The following is an 18,876-nucleotide window of genomic DNA, read 5'->3' as shown; positions in this document are numbered from 1 at the left end:
CCACCGCCGACCCCTCTAGCCGAAACAACCCCAAGGGGACTTAGACGTGCTGGACGTCAATTTCTTCGATGAGCTCCGCATTGGTCTCGCCACGGCTGACGACATCCGTCAGTGGTCTTACGGCGAGGTCAAGAAGCCGGAGACCATCAACTACCGGACGCTCAAGCCCGAGAAGGACGGCCTCTTCTGCGAGAAGATCTTCGGTCCGACCCGGGACTGGGAGTGCTACTGCGGCAAGTACAAGCGCGTCCGCTTCAAGGGCATCATCTGTGAGCGCTGCGGCGTCGAGGTGACTCGCGCCAAGGTGCGCCGTGAGCGGATGGGCCACATCGAGCTGGCCGCGCCCGTCACCCACATCTGGTACTTCAAGGGTGTTCCTTCCCGCCTGGGCTACCTGCTGGACCTGGCGCCGAAGGACCTCGAGAAGATCATCTACTTCGCCGCCTACGTCATCACGGGCGTGAACGCGGAGCTGCGCCACAACGACCTGCCGACCCTCGAGAACGAGATCGGCGTCGAGCGCAAGAACCTCGAGACGAAGCGTGACGCGGACATCGAGGCTCGCGCGCAGAAGCTGGAAGCCGACCTGGCCGAGCTGGAGGCGGAGGGCGCCAAGTCCGACGTGCGCCGCAAGGTCAAGGAAGGCGGCGAGCGCGAGATGCGTCAGCTGCGCGACCGCGCCGGCCGCGAGCTCGACCGCCTCGAGGAGGTCTGGACGACCTTCACGAAGCTCGACGCGCGTCAGCTGATCGCCGACGAGCTGCTCTACCGCGAGCTGGTCGACCGCTACGGCGAGTACTTCACCGGCGGCATGGGCGCGGAGGCCATCCAGAAGCTGGCCGCCGAGTTCGACGTCGCCGCCGAGGCCGACAACCTGCGCGACACCATCCGCAACGGCAAGGGCCAGAAGAAGCTGCGCGCGCTCAAGCGCCTCAAGGTCGTGGCCGCCTTCCAGGCGACCGGCAACGACCCGCGCGGCATGGTGCTCGACGCCGTGCCGGTCATCCCGCCGGACCTGCGCCCGATGGTGCAGCTCGACGGTGGCCGGTTCGCGACGTCGGACCTGAACGACCTGTACCGCCGCGTGATCAACCGCAACAACCGCCTCAAGCGGCTCATCGACCTCGGCGCGCCCGAGATCATCGTGAACAACGAGAAGCGGATGCTGCAGGAGGCCGTCGACGCGCTGTTCGACAACGGCCGCCGCGGCCGTCCCGTCACCGGCCCGGGCAACCGGCCGCTGAAGTCGCTGTCCGACCTGCTCAAGGGCAAGCAGGGCCGGTTCCGCCAGAACCTGCTCGGCAAGCGCGTGGACTACTCGGGCCGTTCGGTCATCATCGTCGGCCCGCAGCTGAAGCTGCACCAGTGCGGTCTGCCGAAGGACATGGCGCTCGAGCTGTTCAAGCCGTTCGTCATGAAGCGGCTGGTCGACCTGAACCACGCGCAGAACATCAAGTCCGCCAAGCGGATGGTGGAGCGCTCGCGCCCGCAGGTGTGGGACGTGCTCGAAGAGGTCATCACCGGCCACCCGGTGATGCTGAACCGCGCACCGACCCTGCACCGCCTCGGCATCCAGGCCTTCGAGCCGCAGCTGGTGGAAGGCAAGGCCATCCAGCTGCACCCGCTGGTCTGTGAGGCGTTCAACGCGGACTTCGACGGTGACCAGATGGCGGTGCACCTGCCGCTGTCGGCCGAGGCCCAGGCCGAGGCCCGCATCCTGATGCTGTCGGCGAACAACATCCTGTCGCCGGCGTCGGGCCGACCGCTCGCCATGCCGCGTCTGGACATGGTCACGGGCCTGTTCCACCTGACGCGTCTCAACGAGAAGGCCGACGGCGCGGGCAACGCGTACTCCTCGCCGGCCGAGGCCATCATGGCCTTCGACCTCAAGGCGCTGAGCCTGCACGCCCCGATCAAGATCCGCATCACCGACCGCCAGCCGGCCAAGGCCGACGAAGCTCGTCTCGCCGAGGCGGGCTGGGAGCCGGGCAAGATGTGGCTGGCCGAGACGACGCTGGGTCGCGTGCTGTTCAACGACCTGCTGCCGGCGGACTACCCGTTCATCAACGAGCCGATGCCGAAGAAGCGTCAGGCCGCGATCGTGAACGACCTCGCCGAGCGGTACTCGATGACGCAGGTGGCGCAGACGCTGGACAAGCTCAAGGACGCCGGTTTCTACTGGGCGACCCGCTCGGGCGTCACGGTGGCCATCTCCGACGTGCTCGTGCCCGAGGGCAAGAAGGCCATTCTCGACGAGTACGAGGGCAAGGCCGACCAGGTCGAGAAGCGGTACCAGCGTGGTCAGCTGTCCCACACCGAGCGCAACAACGAGCTCGTCAAGGTGTGGACGCAGGCCACCGAAGAGGTCCACAAGATCATGGAGACGGCGCTGCCGGACGACAACCCGATCGCGATGATCGTGAAGTCGGGCGCGGCGGGCAACATGACGCAGGTCCGGTCGCTGGCCGGTATGCGTGGTCTGGTGTCGAACCCGAAGGGTGAGTACATCCCGCGTCCGATCAAGGCCAACTTCCGTGAAGGCCTGTCGGTGGCGGAGTACTTCATCGCGACGCACGGTGCCCGGAAGGGTCTGGCGGACACGGCTCTCCGTACCGCCGACTCGGGTTACCTGACCCGTCGTCTGGTGGACGTCTCGCAGGACGTCATCGTCCGCGAGGTCGACTGCGGCACCACCCGCGGTATCTCCATGATCGTCGGCGAGGACGTCGGCGACGGCAAGGTGGTCCCCGACCAGCACGTGGAGACCAGCGTGTACGCGCGGAACCTCGCGACGGACGCGGTGGACGCCAAGGGCAACGTCGTGCTCAACGCGGGCGACGACGTGGGCGACCCGGCCATCGAGAAGCTGCTCTCCAGTGGCATCACGAAGGTCAAGGTCCGCTCGGTCCTGACGTGTGAGTCGGCGGTCGGTGTGTGCGCGACCTGCTACGGGCGTTCGATGGCGACGGGCGAGCTCGTCGACGTCGGCGAGGCTGTCGGCATCGTCGCCGCCCAGTCGATCGGTGAGCCGGGTACGCAGCTGACGATGCGTACGTTCCACCAGGGTGGTGTCGCCGGTGACGACATCACGACCGGTCTGCCCCGTGTCACCGAGCTCTTCGAAGCTCGCGTGCCGAAGGGCAAGGCGCCGATCGCGGACGTCGACGGCCGCGTGCGGATCGAGGAGAGCGAGCGGTTCTGGAAGATCACCCTGATCCCGGACGACGGGTCGGAGGAGATCGTCTTCGACAAGCTGTCCAAGCGGCAGCGGCTCGCCAACACCCCGAACGGCCCGCTGGGCGACGGTGACCACGTCAACGTCGGTCAGCAGCTGCTCGAGGGCACGCCCGACCCGCACGAGGTGCTCCGCGTGATGGGCCCGCGTGAGGCGCAGATGCACCTCACCGACGAGGTCCAGAAGGTGTACCGCGCGCAGGGTGTGTCGATCCACGACAAGCACATCGAGGTCATCGTCCGGCAGATGCTGCGCCGGGTGACGGTCATCGATTCGGGTGGCACGGACTTCCTGCCGGGCGAGCTGCCCGAGCGGACGAAGTTCGAGGCGCGCAACCGCTCGACGGTCTCCGAAGGCGGCGAGCCGGCTTCGGGTCGCCCGGTGCTGATGGGCATCACGAAGGCCTCGCTGACCACGGACTCGTGGCTGTCGGCGGCCTCGTTCCAGGAGACCACGCGAGTCCTGACCGACGCGGCCATCAACGGCCGCTCGGACCGGCTCGTGGGCCTCAAGGAGAACGTGATCATCGGTAAGCTGATCCCGGCCGGTACGGGCATCAACAAGTACCGGAACATCCAGGTGCAGCCGACCGAGGAGGCCCGGGTCGCGGCTTACGCGATCCCGTCCTACGACGACGGTTACTACACCCCGGACGTGTTCGGTTCGGGCACCGGTGCCGCTGTTCCGCTCGACGACTACGACTTCGGTCGCGACTTCCGCTGATCGTCTGAGTAGCTGAGAAGGCCCCCGTCCCGGGTTTCCGGGGCGGGGGCCTTTCTATTGGTGCCAGGTGCCTGCGCGGTCGACGTTAGCTGAGATGGATGCGTTGGGTAGTCGCATTGTTGTCGGCACTTCTACGGTCCCCGCGCCGGGGAAGCGCGCCTACCTTGGCAGCCGTGGCTGACGTCGTGCCGTTCACGGACAACTTCTCGGATATCTCCAACACCCAGGGCTACCAGTTCGAGTTCCGCTGTGAACGCTGCGGGAACGGCTACCGGTCGGCCTTCCAGCGCGACGCGGTCGAAACGGGCCGCGGTGTCCTGCGCGCGGTGGGCTCGTTCTTCGGCGGCAAGCTGCAGGACCTGAGCTATTCGGCCGACCAGTGGCGCTACGACCGCGCCACGAACTCCTCCGCGAAGGACCGCGCGCTCGCGGCCGCCGTGAAGGAGATCTCGCCGAGCTTCCGCCAGTGCCGGGGCTGCAGCGACTGGATGTGCGCGGACCAGTGCTGGAACACCGAGATCGGGCAGTGCCTGCGATGCTCGCCGAGCGTCGCGGAGGAGATCTCGCGCGCCCAGGCCTCCGCGCAACGCGACCAGATCTGGGACCGCGCCCGCGACCGCGACTGGACCCGCGACCTCGACCTCGACACCCGCGCCCACCTGACTTGCCCGAGCTGCGGCGTGAAAGCCGAGGGCGGCAAGTTCTGCGCCTCCTGCGGCTCGTCCCTGGCCCCCGCCGTCCACTGCACCGAATGCGGCAAGCCCTCCACCGCCGGCGCGATCTTCTGCGGCGACTGCGGCACCCGCCTGTAGCTGCTGTAGCTACGAGACGGTGGTTTCCTGCGCCCTGCGTAGCTTCCTGACGCGCCGGGGCGGCCTCGGCCGGTAAGTGGCCTTCGCGAGCAGCGCGCCCGCCAGAAGCGGCAACAGGCCGATGAGCAGGGTGACCACGGCGGCGAGGCTGCTCTCCAAGACCGGATGCCACCACAGCGGACCGATCTCCACGTCGACCACGGCGCCCTTGGCCGGCAGGGTGTCGATCCATTCGGTCGAGACGTCGTGGGTCTCGCCGTCGAGGACGTAGGTGCCGCGGACCCAGTCGTTGCTGCCGGTGCAGCTGCCGCGCCCTGGAGAGCAGCTGCCCGCAAAGCCTTCGTGGGCTTCGCGGACGGTCAGCTGTGTCTGGGGCGCCACGTTGGCGAGCGCGGACAGCGAGTTGACGATCGGCAGCAGCCCGATCACCGCCAGCGCCAGTGCGATCGTCGTGCGCGTGGTCAGCGACACCGAGGTGACCGGCTGCCGGTCCGCCGCCTCGCGGAAGCGGTTCACCGGCGTGCGCACGGCACCGCCGCGGCCGCCGTTCCAGGCGAGGTAGCTCGCGTCCGAGCCGGTGGTCACCGAAGCGAACCCGTGGTCACCGCCCCAGACCTCCCACACCGAGACCGGAACCGTGGCGGCCAGGATCGCGAGCCGGCGTGAGTTGCCGAACATGCGGTCCTCGGTCAGCCCACCCGACTCGCTCGTCCATACCGCGTCGCCGTGGAAGGCCACCGCGTGCACGCGGAACCACAGGTCGCCGAGGAGTAGCGCGCGGACCTCGTCGGTGAGCACGGCCGCGGCGAACTCGGGGTCCGAGGTGGTCACCGAGAACCGGCGGTCGAACTCGGCGTCGACCTCGAAGGAGTCCAGCGCCGTGTCGGGCCGCAGCCAGCCGAACGCGTTGCGGGTGATCCGGGCGTCTTCCAGCGGGGTGAAGTGCTCGGGTTCGAACGCCCCGGTCTTCGGCGAGATCGTCAGCGCCGGCACGGCGGGGATCCGCAGCTCGACCCCGGAGTAGATCGAGTCGATCTGCTCGGCGACCTTGGTGACCTCGGCGAACCGCTCGTCTTCGCGGCGCGGCGTGGTCGAGTACTCGATGCCCAGCACGCGGTGACCCTGCTGGTCGAACTCGACCGTGGTGCGCACCGGGTCGGGCTCCGGGTGGTCCAGCGGCACACCTCGGCCGAGGTGGGGGAGCACGCCGAACGTCTGGTGCCCGGTCGAGGCCGTGCGCGCGATCCACGTGCGCTGCCGCCAGCCCCGCCACGCCACGAGCGCGGCGAAGGCCACCGGGAACACGATCCACAGCAGCTGCGGCACGTTGCTTCCGGTGCCGGCGGAGAGCCAGTACAGCGACGTCTCCGAAAACGCCGCACCGCACAACACGAAACAGACCGTCGCTGCGACAGCGCTCCGCCGCTCGAACCAGTTTCCCAGCCACAGCAGGACGAACCCCAACGCGAAACCGCCGACGATGAACCACGGCTCGAACAGATCCATCTACTGGTCCATGTCCAGGTTCTCGCGGGTGTCCTCTTCGGAGTGGTAGCCGGCCGCGTCGCTGCCGCCGCGGGACTTCAGGATGTCGCGGGTGTTGTCGACCGCCTTGTTGGCGAAGTCGAAGCCGGCCTTGCCGCTGTAGGCCGAGCCCTTGTCGAGGTCGCCGATCTTGACCCCGGTCACGCCCTTGAGGGCCTCTTCGCCGCCGGCTTTGACCGACTCCTTCAGCGCCTCGACCGTCGCCATGCCGCGAGAGTTCGTCGCCGAGGCGAGCGCGCCGGTGGCGGCTTTCTCCATCCCGGGGGTCATGCCCGGGGCGCCCGACGGGGTGAGCTTGCGGCCCTGCTTGATCAGGTCGTCGGTCCACTTCGAGAGGAAGGTCATGAACTTCTGGAGCAGCTCGCCCAGTTTCCCCAGTTTCGAGGTGATCCTGGTGAACGCACTGGCCGCCTTGGCGATCGAGGCGGTCATCGCGGCGGCGACCGACGAGCCGAGGCTCACGATCGACGCGGCGAGCGCCGGCAACCAGATGTAGATCAGCCAGCTGACCAGCTCGCTGATGATCGCCTTCACGACCTCTTCGATGACGGTCATGACCATCGACCACATCTGGAGCGTCTCGCCGACCCCGCCGGTGGTCGAGCCGATGCCCTTGATGCCCTCGGAGAACTGGTCCAGCGAACTGCGGGCCGCGTTGCCGCCGTCGCCCTGCCAGGTCCGCAGCTCCTCCTTGCCCTTCTTGGCGAAGTCGTCGCCGAGCTTGACGAAGCCGACGCCGATCTCGCTGAAGTTGCCGGCCGCCTCCTTGAGCGCGGGGCCGTCGCCCGTCACGAAGTGCAGCGCGTCCTGCAACGGTGAGATCAGCTCCAGGAGCATGTTCAGGCCGTTGCTGACCAGCCAGCCGACGGGGTCGAGCGCGAAGCTCGCCACGTCCACCGCGGCGCCGGCGACGAAGCCGGCGCCGTCCTGGAGCATCTGCCCGGTGGCCGCCGCGAACTCGCCGGCGTCATCGGCTTCGCCGAAGCCCTTGATGCCTCGTTCGACGCCCTCGACGCCCTTGCCGATGATCGGCGCCTTCTTGGCGGCTTCGTTGGCGTCGTGGAGGAAACCCTCGCCCTCGTGTTCGAGCTTGACGCCGTCGGCGATGCTGTCGGCCATTTCGATCTCCCCCTGCTCAGAGCGGTCCGTCGATGTTCGCCTTGAACTTGCCGAAGGTCATGACGGTGTCCTTCTCGTGACCGTCGTAGATCTCCGCGGCCCGGTTCATCTTCCCGCCCAGCGTGTCGACGCCGGTTTTCATCAGGTCGAGCATCTGGCGGAGGTCTTCGAGCTTGCTCGTGTACGTCTGCTTCACCGCCAGCCCGATCAGGCCCCACGACTTGTCCGTGACGTCGGCCTGGCTGACGAGGTTGCCGAACTTCGTGGCCTCGTCCTTGTAATGCGGCAACGTGCCGGAGGCGTAGGTCTTCAGGATCTGGGGGTCTACGTCGTGGCTCATCGGTCCTCCTCGTGGTCCCACAGGCGCCGGACGCCGTCGTCGACGGGACGGGCTGGGGGAGGCGGCGGCGGGGCCGCGGCCGGGGGCTCGTCGCGGCGCAGGATGTCGCCGTGTTCGAGGTCCTCGTCCGTGAGCCGGCGGGGCCGGCTGCGCCTCTGCCGCTTTGGACTTCAGCTCTTCCGCCGTGGTTCCCATGGCTTCGGCCTGGGCCTCGAGGACCTGGCCGGAGACGTCGAGGCCGAAGGCGGCGCCCACGTGCGCGTCGACGATGCCGGCCTGCTGGACGGCCGCGTCGGCGACCGCGCGGTGCAGCGTCGACAGGATGGTCGAGGCCAGCTGCTGGGGCTGTTGCTTCAGGGCGTCGGCGGTGAGCCGGATGTCCTTCACGGAGCCGCCGGGGCCTGCGACGACGGTCACGGCGCGGTCGGGCGACACCGCCGTCGCCTCGAGCGCGACCACCTCGTCCTGCAGGTCGCCGACCTTCGCGAAGTTCGCCTCGGCCTGTTTGATCTTGCTCTGGAACTTCTCGAACTCGGCGACGAGCCGATCCATCTCAGCCGACACGGCGGCCCCCTCACGTGCGCATGCGGGTGTACGGACGTGCGGATTATGCCGCTTCTGTCGCGTTCGCGCTGCGAAGTCGTGAATCTTTTCCCGGAAGGGGCGGCGACGCGGCCGTGGTGGCCGGTCGTGCTCGAAAGTCCTTAGTGGACTTCACAAATCCGGTGTGGACAGTGTGGAACCGCCTCACCCGAGCGCTTTCGAGAACCAGTGCTCCGCGTACTTGTCGTCGTTGAACGGCTCGACCTCCGTGTACCCGGTCCGCGCGTACAGCGCCCGGGCCTCAACGAGGTCGTGGCGGGTGTCGAGCCGCAGCGTCTCGGCGCCCAGCGACCGCGCCGCCTCCTCGGCCGCCGCGACGAGGCGCGCGCCGCCGCCCTGGCCGCGGTGGGCGGGGCGCACGTACACCTTCGTGAGCTCGTTCACCCCGGGCCGCACCACCCGGGTGCCGGCGCAGCCGGTCACGGTGCCGTCGGGCAGGCGGGCGACGAGGAACGTGCCGGTCGGGACGACGAGGTCGTCGCCCGGCGCGTCGGCCAGGGCCTGGTCGACCTCCGTCTCCGTGGCCGGGCGGCGCCAGTAGCGGCTCGCGACGTCGGTGAGGTATTCGCGCAGGATCGCGCGCGCGTCAGGGTGATCGACGGGGATTGGCGTGATGCTCCAGTGACCGGTCACGAAATCATCGTGACCGGTTCGTCCACTGGTTAACGGATAAGTCGATCACCTGAGGAAAGCGACGTTCGATCCCCGTGTGTCACCCGTTCGTGGAAATGGGTAGCGTGCGAGCCGCAGGGAAACCGACTTGAGGAGTGCGTCATGGACGGCAACGGCACCGCCGACCGGCCTGAAGAGGGGCAGAAGGACACCAAGGGGAGCCACGCCGCGCCTGAGGGGGCCGGCGTCCACCCGCTGATCGACCTGTCGCGCGACCCCCACCCGGGGCGGCCCGACCACGCGAAGCCGGACGAGGAATAAGCGAGGAATAGCGGGGACGTCCGTCACGTTGTAAATGCCGGGACCCGCTTGGTGGGACTCAGCGCGGCTTTGGCCGCAGAGCCCTCATCTGGGGTTACGATGGGCGGTCACCGTCACTTCGGACCCCCCGCCCGGACCGGCCGTCAAGTGGCCGGGTATCTTTGGAGACCGTGCCCGGCAGGCGTCGGGCCGCTCCGCGTGCCGTACGGCATGAGCGGGGTGCTCGCGCACCCGGTTCACCGGCCTCGTCCACGTGGGGTTCCGACGGAAAACCCCTTCGGGAAAGTACCGGTCGAGAGACCGTGACGCGGGCCGACACGCCCGACCGCGGGGGCCGGTGAAGACACGAAGAAGCAGCAAGATCGCGACAGAAAGCTGGTCCATTGCCCACGATCCAGCAGCTGGTCCGCAAGGGCCGCCAGGACAAGGCTGCCAAGCAGAAGACCGCGGCCCTCAAGGGGAGCCCGCAGCGTCGTGGCGTGTGCACCCGCGTGTACACCACGACCCCGAAGAAGCCGAACTCGGCGCTGCGCAAGGTTGCGCGTGTGAAGCTGACGAGCGGCATCGAGGTCACGGCGTACATCCCCGGTGAGGGCCACAACCTGCAGGAGCACTCGATGGTGCTCGTGCGCGGTGGCCGGGTGAAGGACCTGCCGGGCGTTCGCTACAAGATCATCCGCGGTTCACTCGACACCCAGGGTGTGAAGAACCGCAAGCAGGCGCGCAGCCGCTACGGCGCGAAGAAGGAGAAGAGCTAATGCCCCGCAAGGGTCCGGCCCCGAAACGGCCGCTGATCTCCGACCCGGTCTACGCCTCCCCGCTGGTCACCCAGCTGGTGAACAAGGTGCTGAAGGACGGGAAGCGGTCGCTGGCCGAGCGCATCGTGTACGGCGCGCTGGAAGGTGCTCGCGAGAAGACCGGCACCGACCCGGTCGTCACGCTGAAGCGCGCGCTCGACAACGTGAAGCCCACCATCGAGGTGAAGAGCCGCCGTGTCGGTGGCGCCACCTACCAGGTGCCGATCGAGGTCAAGCCCGGGCGCTCCACCACGCTGGCGCTGCGCTGGCTGGTCTCCTTCTCGCAGGCTCGCCGCGAGAAGACCATGATCGAGCGGCTGCAGAACGAGCTGCTCGACGCGAGCAACGGTCTTGGCGCCAGCGTCAAGCGCCGTGAAGACACGCACAAGATGGCCGAGTCCAACAAGGCCTTCGCGCACTACCGCTGGTGATGACCGCCCGGCTGCCGATCCAAGCCATGCCGGGCCCCACGTTCGAGACAGGGGAACACTCTCGTGGCACGTGAAGTGCTGACCGACCTGAACAAGGTCCGCAACATCGGGATCATGGCGCACATCGACGCCGGTAAGACCACCACCACCGAGCGGATCCTGTTCTACACCGGGATCAACTACAAGATCGGCGAAGTCCACGACGGCGCCGCCACCATGGACTGGATGGAGGAGGAGCAGAAGCGGGGTATCACCATCACCTCGGCTGCCACCACCACGTTCTGGGCCGATCACCAGATCAACATCATCGACACCCCCGGGCACGTCGACTTCACCGTCGAGGTGGAGCGCTCGCTCCGCGTGCTCGACGGCGCCGTGGCCGTCTTCGACGGCAAGGAAGGCGTCGAGCCGCAGTCCGAGCAGGTCTGGCGGCAGGCGGACAAGTACGAAGTTCCGCGCATCTGCTTCGTCAACAAGATGGACAAGCTGGGTGCCGACTTCTACTTCACCGTGCGCACGATCGAGGAGCGCCTCGGGGCCCGGCCGCTGGTCATCCAGCTGCCGATCGGCGCCGAGAACGACTTCGAGGGTGTCATCGACCTGGTCCGCATGAAGGCGCTGACCTGGCGTGGCGAAGTGAGCAAGGGCGAGGACTACTCCGTCGAGGAGATCCCGGCCGAGCTCGCCGACCGCGCTGCCGAGTACCGCGAGAAGCTCGTCGAGGCCGTCGCCGAGACCGACGACGCCATGATGGAGAAGTTCCTCGAGGGCGAGGAGCTCTCGGAAGCCGAGATCAAGTCCGGCATCCGCAAGCTCACCGTCGCGCGCGAGGCGTACCCGGTGCTCACCGGCTCCGCGTTCAAGAACAAGGGCGTGCAGCCGATGCTGGACGCGGTCATCGACTACCTGCCGTCCCCGCTGGACGTGCCGGCCGTCGAGGGCACGCTGCCCGACGGTGAGACCCCGGCCCTGCGCAAGCCGTCTGTCGACGAGCCGTTCTCCGCGCTCGCCTTCAAGATCGCCGCGCACCCGTTCTTCGGCAAGCTGACCTACATCCGGGTCTACTCGGGCAAGGTCTCCGCGGGCACCCAGGTCGTCAACGCGACCAAGGAGCGCAAGGAGCGCATCGGGAAGCTCTTCCAGATGCACTCCAACAAGGAGAACCCGGTCGAGGAGGCCCAGGCCGGCCACATCTACGCGGTCATCGGCCTGAAGGACACCACGACCGGTGACACGCTGGCCGACCCGCAGAACCCGGTCGTCCTCGAGTCGATGACCTTCCCGGACCCGGTTATCCGGGTGGCCATCGAGCCGAAGACGAAGGCCGACCAGGAGAAGCTGTCGCTCGCGATCCAGAAGCTGGCCGAGGAGGACCCCACCTTCCAGGTCCAGCTCGACGAGGACACGGGCCAGACGATCATCGCGGGCATGGGCGAGCTGCACCTCGAGGTGCTGGTGAACCGCATGAAGTCCGACTACAAGGTCGAGGCGAACATCGGTAAGCCGCAGGTCGCCTACCGCGAGACGATCAAGAAGACGGTCGACAAGCTCGACTACGTGCACAAGAAGCAGACCGGTGGTTCCGGCCAGTTCGCGAAGGTCATCGTGAAGCTGGAGCCGCTGCAGACGACCGACGGTGCACTCTACGAGTTCGACAACAAGGTCTCCGGTGGCCGCGTGCCGCGGGAGTACATCCCGTCGGTCGACGCGGGCGCGCAGGACGCCATGCAGTACGGCGTGCTGGCCGGCTACCCGCTCGTCGGGTTGAAGTTCACCTTGTTGGATGGCGCGTACCACGAGGTCGACTCTTCGGAGATGGCGTTCAAGATCGCCGGTTCCATGGCGATGAAGGAAGCCGCGAAGAAGGCCGGCCCGGTCATCCTCGAACCGCTGATGGCCGTCGAGGTCACGACTCCCGAGGACTACATGGGTGACGTGATCGGTGACCTCAACTCCCGCCGTGGCCAGATCCAGGCCATGGAGGAGCGCGCCGGTACCCGTGTCGTGAAGGCACTGGTGCCGCTGTCGGAGATGTTCGGTTATGTCGGCGACCTGCGGTCTCGTACCCAGGGTCGCGCGAACTACTCCATGGTGTTCGACTCCTACGCCGAGGTTCCCGCGAACGTCGCGAAGGAAATCATCGCGAAGGCGACGGGGGAGTAGTTCCCCTTCGCTCGCGGGCATAAGGAACACTCCTGAACGTCCGCAGCACAGACGAGAAACCATCACCGGTTGGCAGCCACGCCGGCCAGTGAGCACAAAGCGAAATCAGTCCAGGAGGACATTCCAGTGGCGAAGGCGAAGTTCGAGCGGAGCAAGCCGCACGTCAACATCGGGACCATCGGTCACGTCGACCACGGTAAGACGACTCTGACCGCGGCGATCACCAAGGTTCTGCACGACAAGTACCCGGAGCTCAACGAGTCGCGTGCGTTCGACCAGATCGACAACGCGCCCGAAGAGCGCCAGCGCGGTATCACGATCAACATCTCGCACGTCGAGTACCAGACCGAGAAGCGCCACTACGCCCACGTGGACGCCCCCGGTCACGCGGACTACATCAAGAACATGATCACCGGTGCGGCCCAGATGGACGGTGCGATCCTCGTGGTCGCGGCGACCGACGGCCCGATGCCGCAGACCCGCGAGCACGTGCTGCTCGCCCGCCAGGTCGGCGTGCCCTACATCGTGGTCGCGCTGAACAAGGCCGACATGGTCGACGACGAGGAAATCCTCGAGCTCGTCGAGCTGGAGGTCCGCGAGCTGCTGTCCTCGCAGGAGTTCCCGGGCGACGACGCGCCGGTCGTGCGCGTGTCGGGCCTGAAGGCTCTCGAGGGTGACGAGAAGTGGGCCGAGGCTGTCCTCGAGCTCATGACCGCCGTCGACGACAACGTGCCGGACCCGGTGCGCGAGCTCGACAAGCCGTTCCTCATGCCGATCGAGGACGTCTTCACCATCACCGGTCGCGGCACCGTCGTCACCGGCCGCGTCGAGCGTGGCGTGGTCAACGTGAACGAAGAGGTCGAGATCGTCGGCATCAAGGAGAAGTCGACGAAGACGACTGTCACCGGTGTCGAGATGTTCCGCAAGCTGCTGGACCAGGGCCAGGCGGGCGACAACGTCGGCCTCCTCGTCCGCGGTATCAAGCGCGAGGACGTCGAGCGCGGCCAGGTTGTCGTGAAGCCGGGTACCACCACCCCGCACACCGACTTCGAGGGCCGGGTCTACATCCTGTCGAAGGACGAGGGTGGCCGTCACACCCCGTTCTTCAACAACTACCGCCCGCAGTTCTACTTCCGCACCACCGACGTGACCGGCGTCGTGACCCTCCCCGAGGGCACCGAGATGGTCATGCCGGGCGACAACACCGACATTTCGGTGGCGCTGATCCAGCCGGTCGCCATGGACGTGAACCTGCGTTTCGCCATCCGCGAGGGTGGTCGGACCGTGGGCGCCGGCCAGGTCACCAAGATCATCAAGTGATGTCGACGCCTCCGACCTGAGGGCACTACACCCCCGGGTCGGGGGCGTCAACTCACGTGTGCGACACTATTCAGGTTGCTCGTTCCGGGGCGGCCGAATCCCAGAGTTGCTCGATTGACTCAGCGGGTTCCGGCCGCCTCTGTACGAGCAGCCACGGTCCGTCCAGCTCTTCCTTCGGGGTGAGGCTAGCGGGCAAAGGCCAAGTGGCCGGCGGTTGTGCTTGCCGGCTCGCGGCCTCCTCACGTTGAGGAAGACCAGGCAGGACGATCCCACGGGATCCGTCTGTGCGTCGGGCGCGACACGCCCGACCGCGTGGACCGGGGACAGGGCCGTTGAACTGCTGAAACCGGGGCTCAGGCCCGGGTTGACGAGACAAGCGGCACGAGACGACGAAGGAACGAGCAGCCACCATGGCGGGACAGAAGATCCGCATCCGGCTCAAGGCCTACGACCACGAGGCGATCGACACCTCGGCGCGCAAGATCGTGGAGACGGTCACGCGTACCGGCGCCCGTGTTGTCGGGCCGGTGCCGCTGCCCACCGAGAAGAACGTTTACTGCGTCATCCGCTCGCCGCACAAGTACAAGGACTCGCGCGAGCACTTCGAGATGCGCACGCACAAGCGTCTGATCGACATCCTCGACCCGACGCCGAAGACGGTCGACGCGCTCATGCGCATCGACCTGCCGGCGAGCGTCGACGTCAACATCCAGTAGCGGCTGGCGAGCGGCGGAGAGTAAGAGACTCATGTCTGACAGGCAGATGAAGGGCATCCTGGGCACCAAGCTCGGCATGACCCAGGTCTTCGACGAGCAGAACCGGGTTGTCCCGGTCACCGTCGTGAAGGCCGGTCCGAACGTGGTCACCCAGGTTCGGACCCAGGACAAGGACGGCTACGTGGCCGTGCAGCTGGCGTTCGGCGCGGTCGACCCGCGCCGGGTGAACAAGCCGCGCACCGGTCACTTCGACAAGGCGGGCGTGACGCCGCGGCGCTTCCTCGCCGAGCTGCGTACCACCGACGCGGACACCTACGAGGTCGGTCAGGAGATCACCGCCGAGGTGTTCGCCGCCGGCGCCGAGGTCGACGTCACGGGTACCAGCAAGGGCAAGGGCTACGCCGGTGTCATGAAGCGCCACGGCTTCAAGGGCCAGGGCGCGAGCCACGGTGCCCAGGCCGTGCACCGCAAGCCGGGTTCCATCGGTGGCTGCGCCACCCCCGGTCGCGTCTTCAAGGGCCTGCGCATGGCGGGTCGTATGGGCTCGGACCGGGTCACCACGCAGGGCCTCACCGTGCACGCCGTGCGTGCCGAGGACGGCCTGCTGCTGATCAAGGGCGCCGTGCCCGGTCCCAAGGGCGGCCTGCTGTTCGTGCGCAGCGCCGCGAAGGGTGGTAACTCCGAATGACAAGCGTCGAGCTGAAGACCCCGGCCGGTAAAGCCGACGGCACCGTGGATCTCCCCGAGGAGATCTTCGACGTGCAGGCCAATGTCGCGCTGATGCACCAGGTGGTGGTGGGCCAGCTGGCCGCCGCGCGCCAGGGCACGCACGACACGAAGACCCGTGGTGAGGTCTCCGGTGGCGGCAAGAAGCCGTACCGGCAGAAGGGCACCGGTCGTGCCCGCCAGGGTTCGACCCGCGCGCCGCAGTTCGCCGGCGGTGGCGTCGTCCACGGCCCCACGCCGCGCGACTACACGCAGCGCACCCCGAAGAAGATGAAGGCCGCCGCTCTGCGTGGCGCCCTCTCGGACCGGGCCCGCGCCGGCCAGCTGCACGTCGTGACCGAACTGGTCTCCGGTGAGAAGCCGTCGACCAAGGCCGCCAAGACCGCGATCGCCGCTGTGACGCAGGCGAAGCGCGTTCTCGTGGTGCTGCACCGGGACGACGAGCTGTCCTGGGTTTCGCTGCGGAACCTGCCCGAGGTGCACATCCTCTGGGCGGACCAGCTCAACACCTACGACGTGCTGGTCAACGACGACGTCGTGTTCACCAAGGCCGCGTACGACGCGTTCGTCGCAGGCCCCGTCCGTGGCAAGGCCGTGAAGGCCTCCGCGCGGTCGGGCGAGGTTACGGAAGGGAGTGACGAGAAGTGAGCTCGGTCGCCATTCCGGACCACCGCGACATCCTGCTCGCGCCGGTCATCTCCGAGAAGTCCTACGGGCTGCTCGAGGACCACAAGTACACGTTCATCGTCCGCCCGGACGCCAACAAGACCCAGATCAAGATCGCGGTCGAGAAGGTGTTCGGTGTCAAGGTGGTCAGCGTCAACACGGCCAACCGTCAGGGCAAGCGGAAGCGGACTCGCGCAGGCTTCGGCAAGCGCAAGGACACCAAGCGCGCCATCGTGACTCTTTCGCCTGAGAGCAAGGCGATCGAGATCTTCGGCGGACCCACCGCGTAAAGGACTGAGCTGACAATGGGCATCCGCAAGTACAAGCCGACGACCCCGGGTCGTCGCGGTTCGAGCGTCTCGGACTTCGCCGAGATCACGCGCTCCACGCCGGAGAAGTCGCTGCTGCGTCCGCTGAGCGGTTCGGGCGGTCGTAACTCGTCGGGCAAGATCACCACCCGGCACAAGGGTGGTGGCCACAAGCGCGCCTACCGCGTCATCGACTTCCGTCGTAACGACAAGGACGGCGTGCCGGCCAAGGTCGCGCACATCGAGTACGACCCCAACCGCACCGCGCGTATCGCGCTGCTGCACTACGCCGACGGCGAGAAGCGCTACATCATCGCGCCGGAGAAGCTGAAGCAGGGCGACACCGTCGAGAACGGCCCGCGCGCCGACATCAAGCCCGGCAACAACCTGCCGCTGCGCAACATCCCGGTCGGCACCGTGGTCCACGCGATCGAGCTCCGCCCCGGTGGCGGCGCGAAGATGGCGCGCTCCGCCGGCGCCAAGGTGCAGCTGGTGGCCAAGGACGGGCCTTACGCCCAGCTCCGGCTGCCCTCGGGCGAGATCCGCAACGTCGACGTGCGCAACCGCGCGACCGTCGGCGAGGTGGGCAACTCCGAGCACGCCAACATCAACTGGGGCAAGGCGGGTCGTAACCGCTGGCGCGGCAAGCGCCCCACCGTCCGTGGTGTCGTCATGAACCCGGTCGACCACCCGCACGGTGGTGGTGAGGGCAAGACCTCCGGTGGTCGCCACCCGGTCAACCCGAACGGTAAGCCCGAGGGTCGCACCCGCCGCCGCAAGGCGAGCGACGCCATGATCGTCCGCCGCCGGCGTACCGGCAAGAACAAGCGCTGAGCAGGGAGGTAGAAGAACATGCCACGCAGCCTTAAGAAGGGGCCCTTCGTGGACGACCACCTGCTCAAGAAGGTGGACGCGCTCAACGAGGCCAACAAGAAGACCGTGATCAAGACCTGGTCGCGTCGCTCGACGATCATCCCGGATTTCCTGGGTCACACGATCGCCGTGCACGACGGCCGCAAGCACGTCCCGGTGTTCGTCACCGAGGCCATGGTGGGTCACAAGCTGGGCGAGTTCGCCCCGACGCGGACCTTCAAGGGTCACATCAAGGACGACCGCAAGTCGCGCCGCCGCTGAGCGGGCACGAAACAAGACAAGGGAAGTAGCGATGAACGCCCAGAACGACGCGACGGTCGAGGCTCTGCCTACGGCTTACGCGCGGGCTCGCTTCGTCCGGGACTCGCCGACCAAGGTGCGCCGGGTGATCGAGCTCATCAAGGGACGTAGCGCCGCCGACGCCTTGGCCGTGCTCCGGTTCGCCCCGCAGGCGGCCAGCGAGCCGGTCGCGAAGGTGCTTGCCAGCGCTGTGGCCAACGCCGAGAACAACCTTCAGCTGGACCCGGAGACGCTCTGGGTCAAGAACGCGTACGCCGACGAGGGCCCGACCCTCAAGCGCATCCGCCCGCGGGCCCAGGGCCGCGCGTACCGGATCCGCAAGCGGACGAGCCACATCACCGTCGAGGTGGAGTCGCGTCCGAAGGCCGACGTGAAGAAGGCTCAGAGCAAGAAGAAGGCAGGTGGCCGGTAGTGGGCCAGAAGATCAACCCGCACGGCTTCCGCCTGGGTATCACCACGGACTGGAAGTCGCGCTGGTACGCCGACAAGCAGTACTCGGAGTACGTGGCCGAGGACGTGAAGATCCGCAAGCTGCTGTCCACGGGCATGGAGCGCGCCGGCATCTCCAAGGTCGAGATCGAGCGCACCCGTGACCGCGTCCGCGTCGACATCCACACCGCCCGGCCGGGCATCGTCATCGGCCGTCGCGGCGCGGAGGCCGACCGGATCCGTGGCGCGCTGGAGAAGCTGACCGCCAAGCAGGTCCAGCTGAACATCCTCGAGGTCAAGAACCCCGAGTCCGACGCCCAGCTCGTTGCGCAGGGTGTCGCGGAGCAGCTGAGCAACCGCGTGGCGTTCCGCCGCGCGATGCGCAAGGCGATCCAGACCTCCATGCGCTCGCCGCAGGTCAAGGGCATTCGCGTGCAGTGCGGCGGTCGTCTCGGCGGTGCCGAGATGTCCCGCTCCGAGCACTACCGCGACGGCCGCGTCCCGCTGCACACGCTGCGCGCCGACATCGACTACGGCTTCTTCGAGGCCAAGACGACGTTCGGTCGCATCGGCGTGAAGGTGTGGATCTACAAGGGTGAGCTGGTCGGTGGCCTCAAGGCCCGCGAGGCGCGCGACGCCGCCGCGGCTGCCGAGCGGGCCCCGCGCCGCGACCGTGGCGACCGTCCGTCCCGTCCGCGCCGCTCCGGCGCCTCGGGCACGACGGCCACCTCGACCGAAGCCGGCCGTGCCGCCGCCGCCGCGAAGACCGAAGACGTGGCACCCGTGGCGACCGAAGCGGCCCCGGCTGCCGAGACCGCAGAAAAGACGGAGGGCTGA

19 protein-coding genes are annotated in these 18,876 nt (G+C 67.7%); 15 read left to right on the top strand and 4 right to left on the bottom strand.

What is annotated here, in order from left to right:
- The first annotated feature begins 46 nt into the window (after positions 1 to 46).
- Together QRX50_RS04295 and QRX50_RS04290 are read left to right on the top strand one after the other, a co-directional pair.
- Positions 47 to 3,958 (top strand): DNA-directed RNA polymerase subunit beta', encoded by a 3,912-nt coding sequence (locus tag QRX50_RS04295; protein WP_285970672.1) that lies wholly within the window; start codon positions 47 to 49, stop codon positions 3,956 to 3,958.
- 173 nt (positions 3,959 to 4,131) lie between these two features.
- Positions 4,132 to 4,770, top strand: coding sequence for a zinc ribbon domain-containing protein (locus tag QRX50_RS04290; RefSeq protein WP_285970671.1), 639 nt, complete (start codon positions 4,132 to 4,134; stop codon positions 4,768 to 4,770).
- Between the two features lie 9 nt (positions 4,771 to 4,779).
- Here the strand turns inward: QRX50_RS04290 and QRX50_RS04285 are convergent, their stop codons facing one another.
- The 4 genes from QRX50_RS04285 to QRX50_RS04265 form a co-directional block, all read right to left on the bottom strand.
- The gene (locus tag QRX50_RS04285; protein ID WP_285970670.1) at positions 4,780 to 6,276 is read right to left on the bottom strand and encodes a hypothetical protein; all 1,497 of its coding nucleotides are present in this window, start codon (positions 6,274 to 6,276) and stop codon (positions 4,780 to 4,782) included.
- Positions 6,277 to 7,434 carry a hypothetical protein gene (locus QRX50_RS04280; protein ID WP_285970669.1) on the bottom strand — a complete coding sequence of 386 codons (1,158 nt, stop codon included), beginning with the start codon at positions 7,432 to 7,434 and terminating at the stop codon, positions 6,277 to 6,279.
- A gap of 16 nt (positions 7,435 to 7,450) precedes the next feature.
- Positions 7,451 to 8,338 carry a YbaB/EbfC family nucleoid-associated protein gene (locus tag QRX50_RS49385; RefSeq protein WP_353074085.1) on the bottom strand — a complete coding sequence of 296 codons (888 nt, stop codon included), beginning with the start codon at positions 8,336 to 8,338 and terminating at the stop codon, positions 7,451 to 7,453.
- Between the two features lie 183 nt (positions 8,339 to 8,521).
- A complete protein-coding gene (locus QRX50_RS04265) occupies positions 8,522 to 9,010 on the bottom strand; it encodes a GNAT family N-acetyltransferase (RefSeq protein ID WP_285970667.1) in 489 nt (162 codons plus the stop codon).
- Positions 9,011 to 9,151: 141 nt separating this feature from the next.
- Here QRX50_RS04265 and QRX50_RS04260 point away from each other — a divergent pair, with 141 nt between their 5' ends.
- The 13 genes from QRX50_RS04260 to rpsC all read left to right on the top strand — a co-directional run bounded on the left by QRX50_RS04260 (position 9,152) and on the right by rpsC (position 18,876).
- Positions 9,152 to 9,310 carry a hypothetical protein gene (locus QRX50_RS04260; protein ID WP_220246074.1) on the top strand — a complete coding sequence of 53 codons (159 nt, stop codon included), beginning with the start codon at positions 9,152 to 9,154 and terminating at the stop codon, positions 9,308 to 9,310.
- A gap of 383 nt (positions 9,311 to 9,693) precedes the next feature.
- Complete coding sequence (gene rpsL / locus QRX50_RS04255; RefSeq protein ID WP_003102113.1) at positions 9,694 to 10,068, top strand: 30S ribosomal protein S12; 375 nt, start codon at positions 9,694 to 9,696, stop codon at positions 10,066 to 10,068.
- Positions 10,068 to 10,538, top strand: a complete 471-nt coding sequence (gene rpsG / locus QRX50_RS04250; protein WP_007031033.1) for a 30S ribosomal protein S7 — start codon at positions 10,068 to 10,070, stop codon at positions 10,536 to 10,538. The genes rpsL and rpsG overlap by 1 nt, the downstream gene beginning before the upstream one ends.
- A gap of 63 nt (positions 10,539 to 10,601) precedes the next feature.
- Complete coding sequence (gene fusA, locus QRX50_RS04245; protein ID WP_285970666.1) at positions 10,602 to 12,701, top strand: elongation factor G; 2,100 nt, start codon at positions 10,602 to 10,604, stop codon at positions 12,699 to 12,701.
- 126 nt (positions 12,702 to 12,827) lie between these two features.
- Complete coding sequence (gene tuf, locus QRX50_RS04240) at positions 12,828 to 14,021, top strand: elongation factor Tu (RefSeq protein WP_086675505.1); 1,194 nt, start codon at positions 12,828 to 12,830, stop codon at positions 14,019 to 14,021.
- Positions 14,022 to 14,431: 410 nt separating this feature from the next.
- Positions 14,432 to 14,737 (top strand): 30S ribosomal protein S10, encoded by a 306-nt coding sequence (gene rpsJ, locus QRX50_RS04235; RefSeq protein WP_003102098.1) that lies wholly within the window; start codon positions 14,432 to 14,434, stop codon positions 14,735 to 14,737.
- Between the two features lie 31 nt (positions 14,738 to 14,768).
- On the top strand, positions 14,769 to 15,425 hold the full coding sequence (rplC, locus tag QRX50_RS04230) for a 50S ribosomal protein L3 (protein ID WP_285970665.1): 657 nt from the start codon (positions 14,769 to 14,771) through the stop codon (positions 15,423 to 15,425).
- A complete protein-coding gene (gene rplD / locus QRX50_RS04225) occupies positions 15,422 to 16,111 on the top strand; it encodes a 50S ribosomal protein L4 (RefSeq protein WP_285970664.1) in 690 nt (229 codons plus the stop codon). The genes rplC and rplD overlap by 4 nt, the downstream gene beginning before the upstream one ends.
- Positions 16,108 to 16,419: a 50S ribosomal protein L23 gene (rplW, locus tag QRX50_RS04220; protein ID WP_220246080.1), complete on the top strand. Its 312-nt coding sequence runs from the start codon at positions 16,108 to 16,110 to the stop codon at positions 16,417 to 16,419. Before rplD ends, rplW begins: the two co-directional genes overlap by 4 nt.
- Before the next feature lie 15 nt (positions 16,420 to 16,434).
- Positions 16,435 to 17,271 (top strand): 50S ribosomal protein L2, encoded by an 837-nt coding sequence (gene rplB / locus QRX50_RS04215; protein ID WP_285970663.1) that lies wholly within the window; start codon positions 16,435 to 16,437, stop codon positions 17,269 to 17,271.
- An 18-nt stretch (positions 17,272 to 17,289) separates the two neighbouring features.
- A complete protein-coding gene (rpsS, locus tag QRX50_RS04210) occupies positions 17,290 to 17,571 on the top strand; it encodes a 30S ribosomal protein S19 (RefSeq protein WP_153035997.1) in 282 nt (93 codons plus the stop codon).
- 31 nt (positions 17,572 to 17,602) lie between these two features.
- Positions 17,603 to 18,022 (top strand): 50S ribosomal protein L22, encoded by a 420-nt coding sequence (gene rplV / locus QRX50_RS04205; RefSeq protein WP_220246082.1) that lies wholly within the window; start codon positions 17,603 to 17,605, stop codon positions 18,020 to 18,022.
- Positions 18,022 to 18,876 (top strand): 30S ribosomal protein S3, encoded by an 855-nt coding sequence (gene rpsC / locus QRX50_RS04200; RefSeq protein ID WP_285970662.1) that lies wholly within the window; start codon positions 18,022 to 18,024, stop codon positions 18,874 to 18,876. The genes rplV and rpsC overlap by 1 nt, the downstream gene beginning before the upstream one ends.

It is taken from the genome of Amycolatopsis sp. 2-15 (assembly GCF_030285625.1).
GTDB classification, from domain to species: domain Bacteria; phylum Actinomycetota; class Actinomycetes; order Mycobacteriales; family Pseudonocardiaceae; genus Amycolatopsis; species Amycolatopsis carbonis.
This window is presented reverse-complemented; position numbering and strand designations above follow the sequence as displayed.

What these genes read in the sequence shown, in the direction of transcription:
- QRX50_RS04285 (WP_285970670.1), bottom strand. Translation starts at nt 6,276, where the DNA reads ATGGATCTGTTCGAGCCGTGGTTCATCGTCGGCGGTTTCGCGTTGGGG.
- QRX50_RS04280 (WP_285970669.1), bottom strand. Translation starts at nt 7,434, where the DNA reads ATGGCCGACAGCATCGCCGACGGCGTCAAGCTCGAACACGAGGGCGAG.
- QRX50_RS04260 (WP_220246074.1), top strand. Translation starts at nt 9,152, where the DNA reads ATGGACGGCAACGGCACCGCCGACCGGCCTGAAGAGGGGCAGAAGGAC.
- rpsG (WP_007031033.1), top strand. Translation starts at nt 10,068, where the DNA reads ATGCCCCGCAAGGGTCCGGCCCCGAAACGGCCGCTGATCTCCGACCCG.
- rpsJ (WP_003102098.1), top strand. Translation starts at nt 14,432, where the DNA reads ATGGCGGGACAGAAGATCCGCATCCGGCTCAAGGCCTACGACCACGAG.
- rplC (WP_285970665.1), top strand. Translation starts at nt 14,769, where the DNA reads ATGTCTGACAGGCAGATGAAGGGCATCCTGGGCACCAAGCTCGGCATG.
- rplD (WP_285970664.1), top strand. Translation starts at nt 15,422, where the DNA reads ATGACAAGCGTCGAGCTGAAGACCCCGGCCGGTAAAGCCGACGGCACC.
- rplB (WP_285970663.1), top strand. Translation starts at nt 16,435, where the DNA reads ATGGGCATCCGCAAGTACAAGCCGACGACCCCGGGTCGTCGCGGTTCG.
- rpsS (WP_153035997.1), top strand. Translation starts at nt 17,290, where the DNA reads ATGCCACGCAGCCTTAAGAAGGGGCCCTTCGTGGACGACCACCTGCTC.
- rplV (WP_220246082.1), top strand. Translation starts at nt 17,603, where the DNA reads ATGAACGCCCAGAACGACGCGACGGTCGAGGCTCTGCCTACGGCTTAC.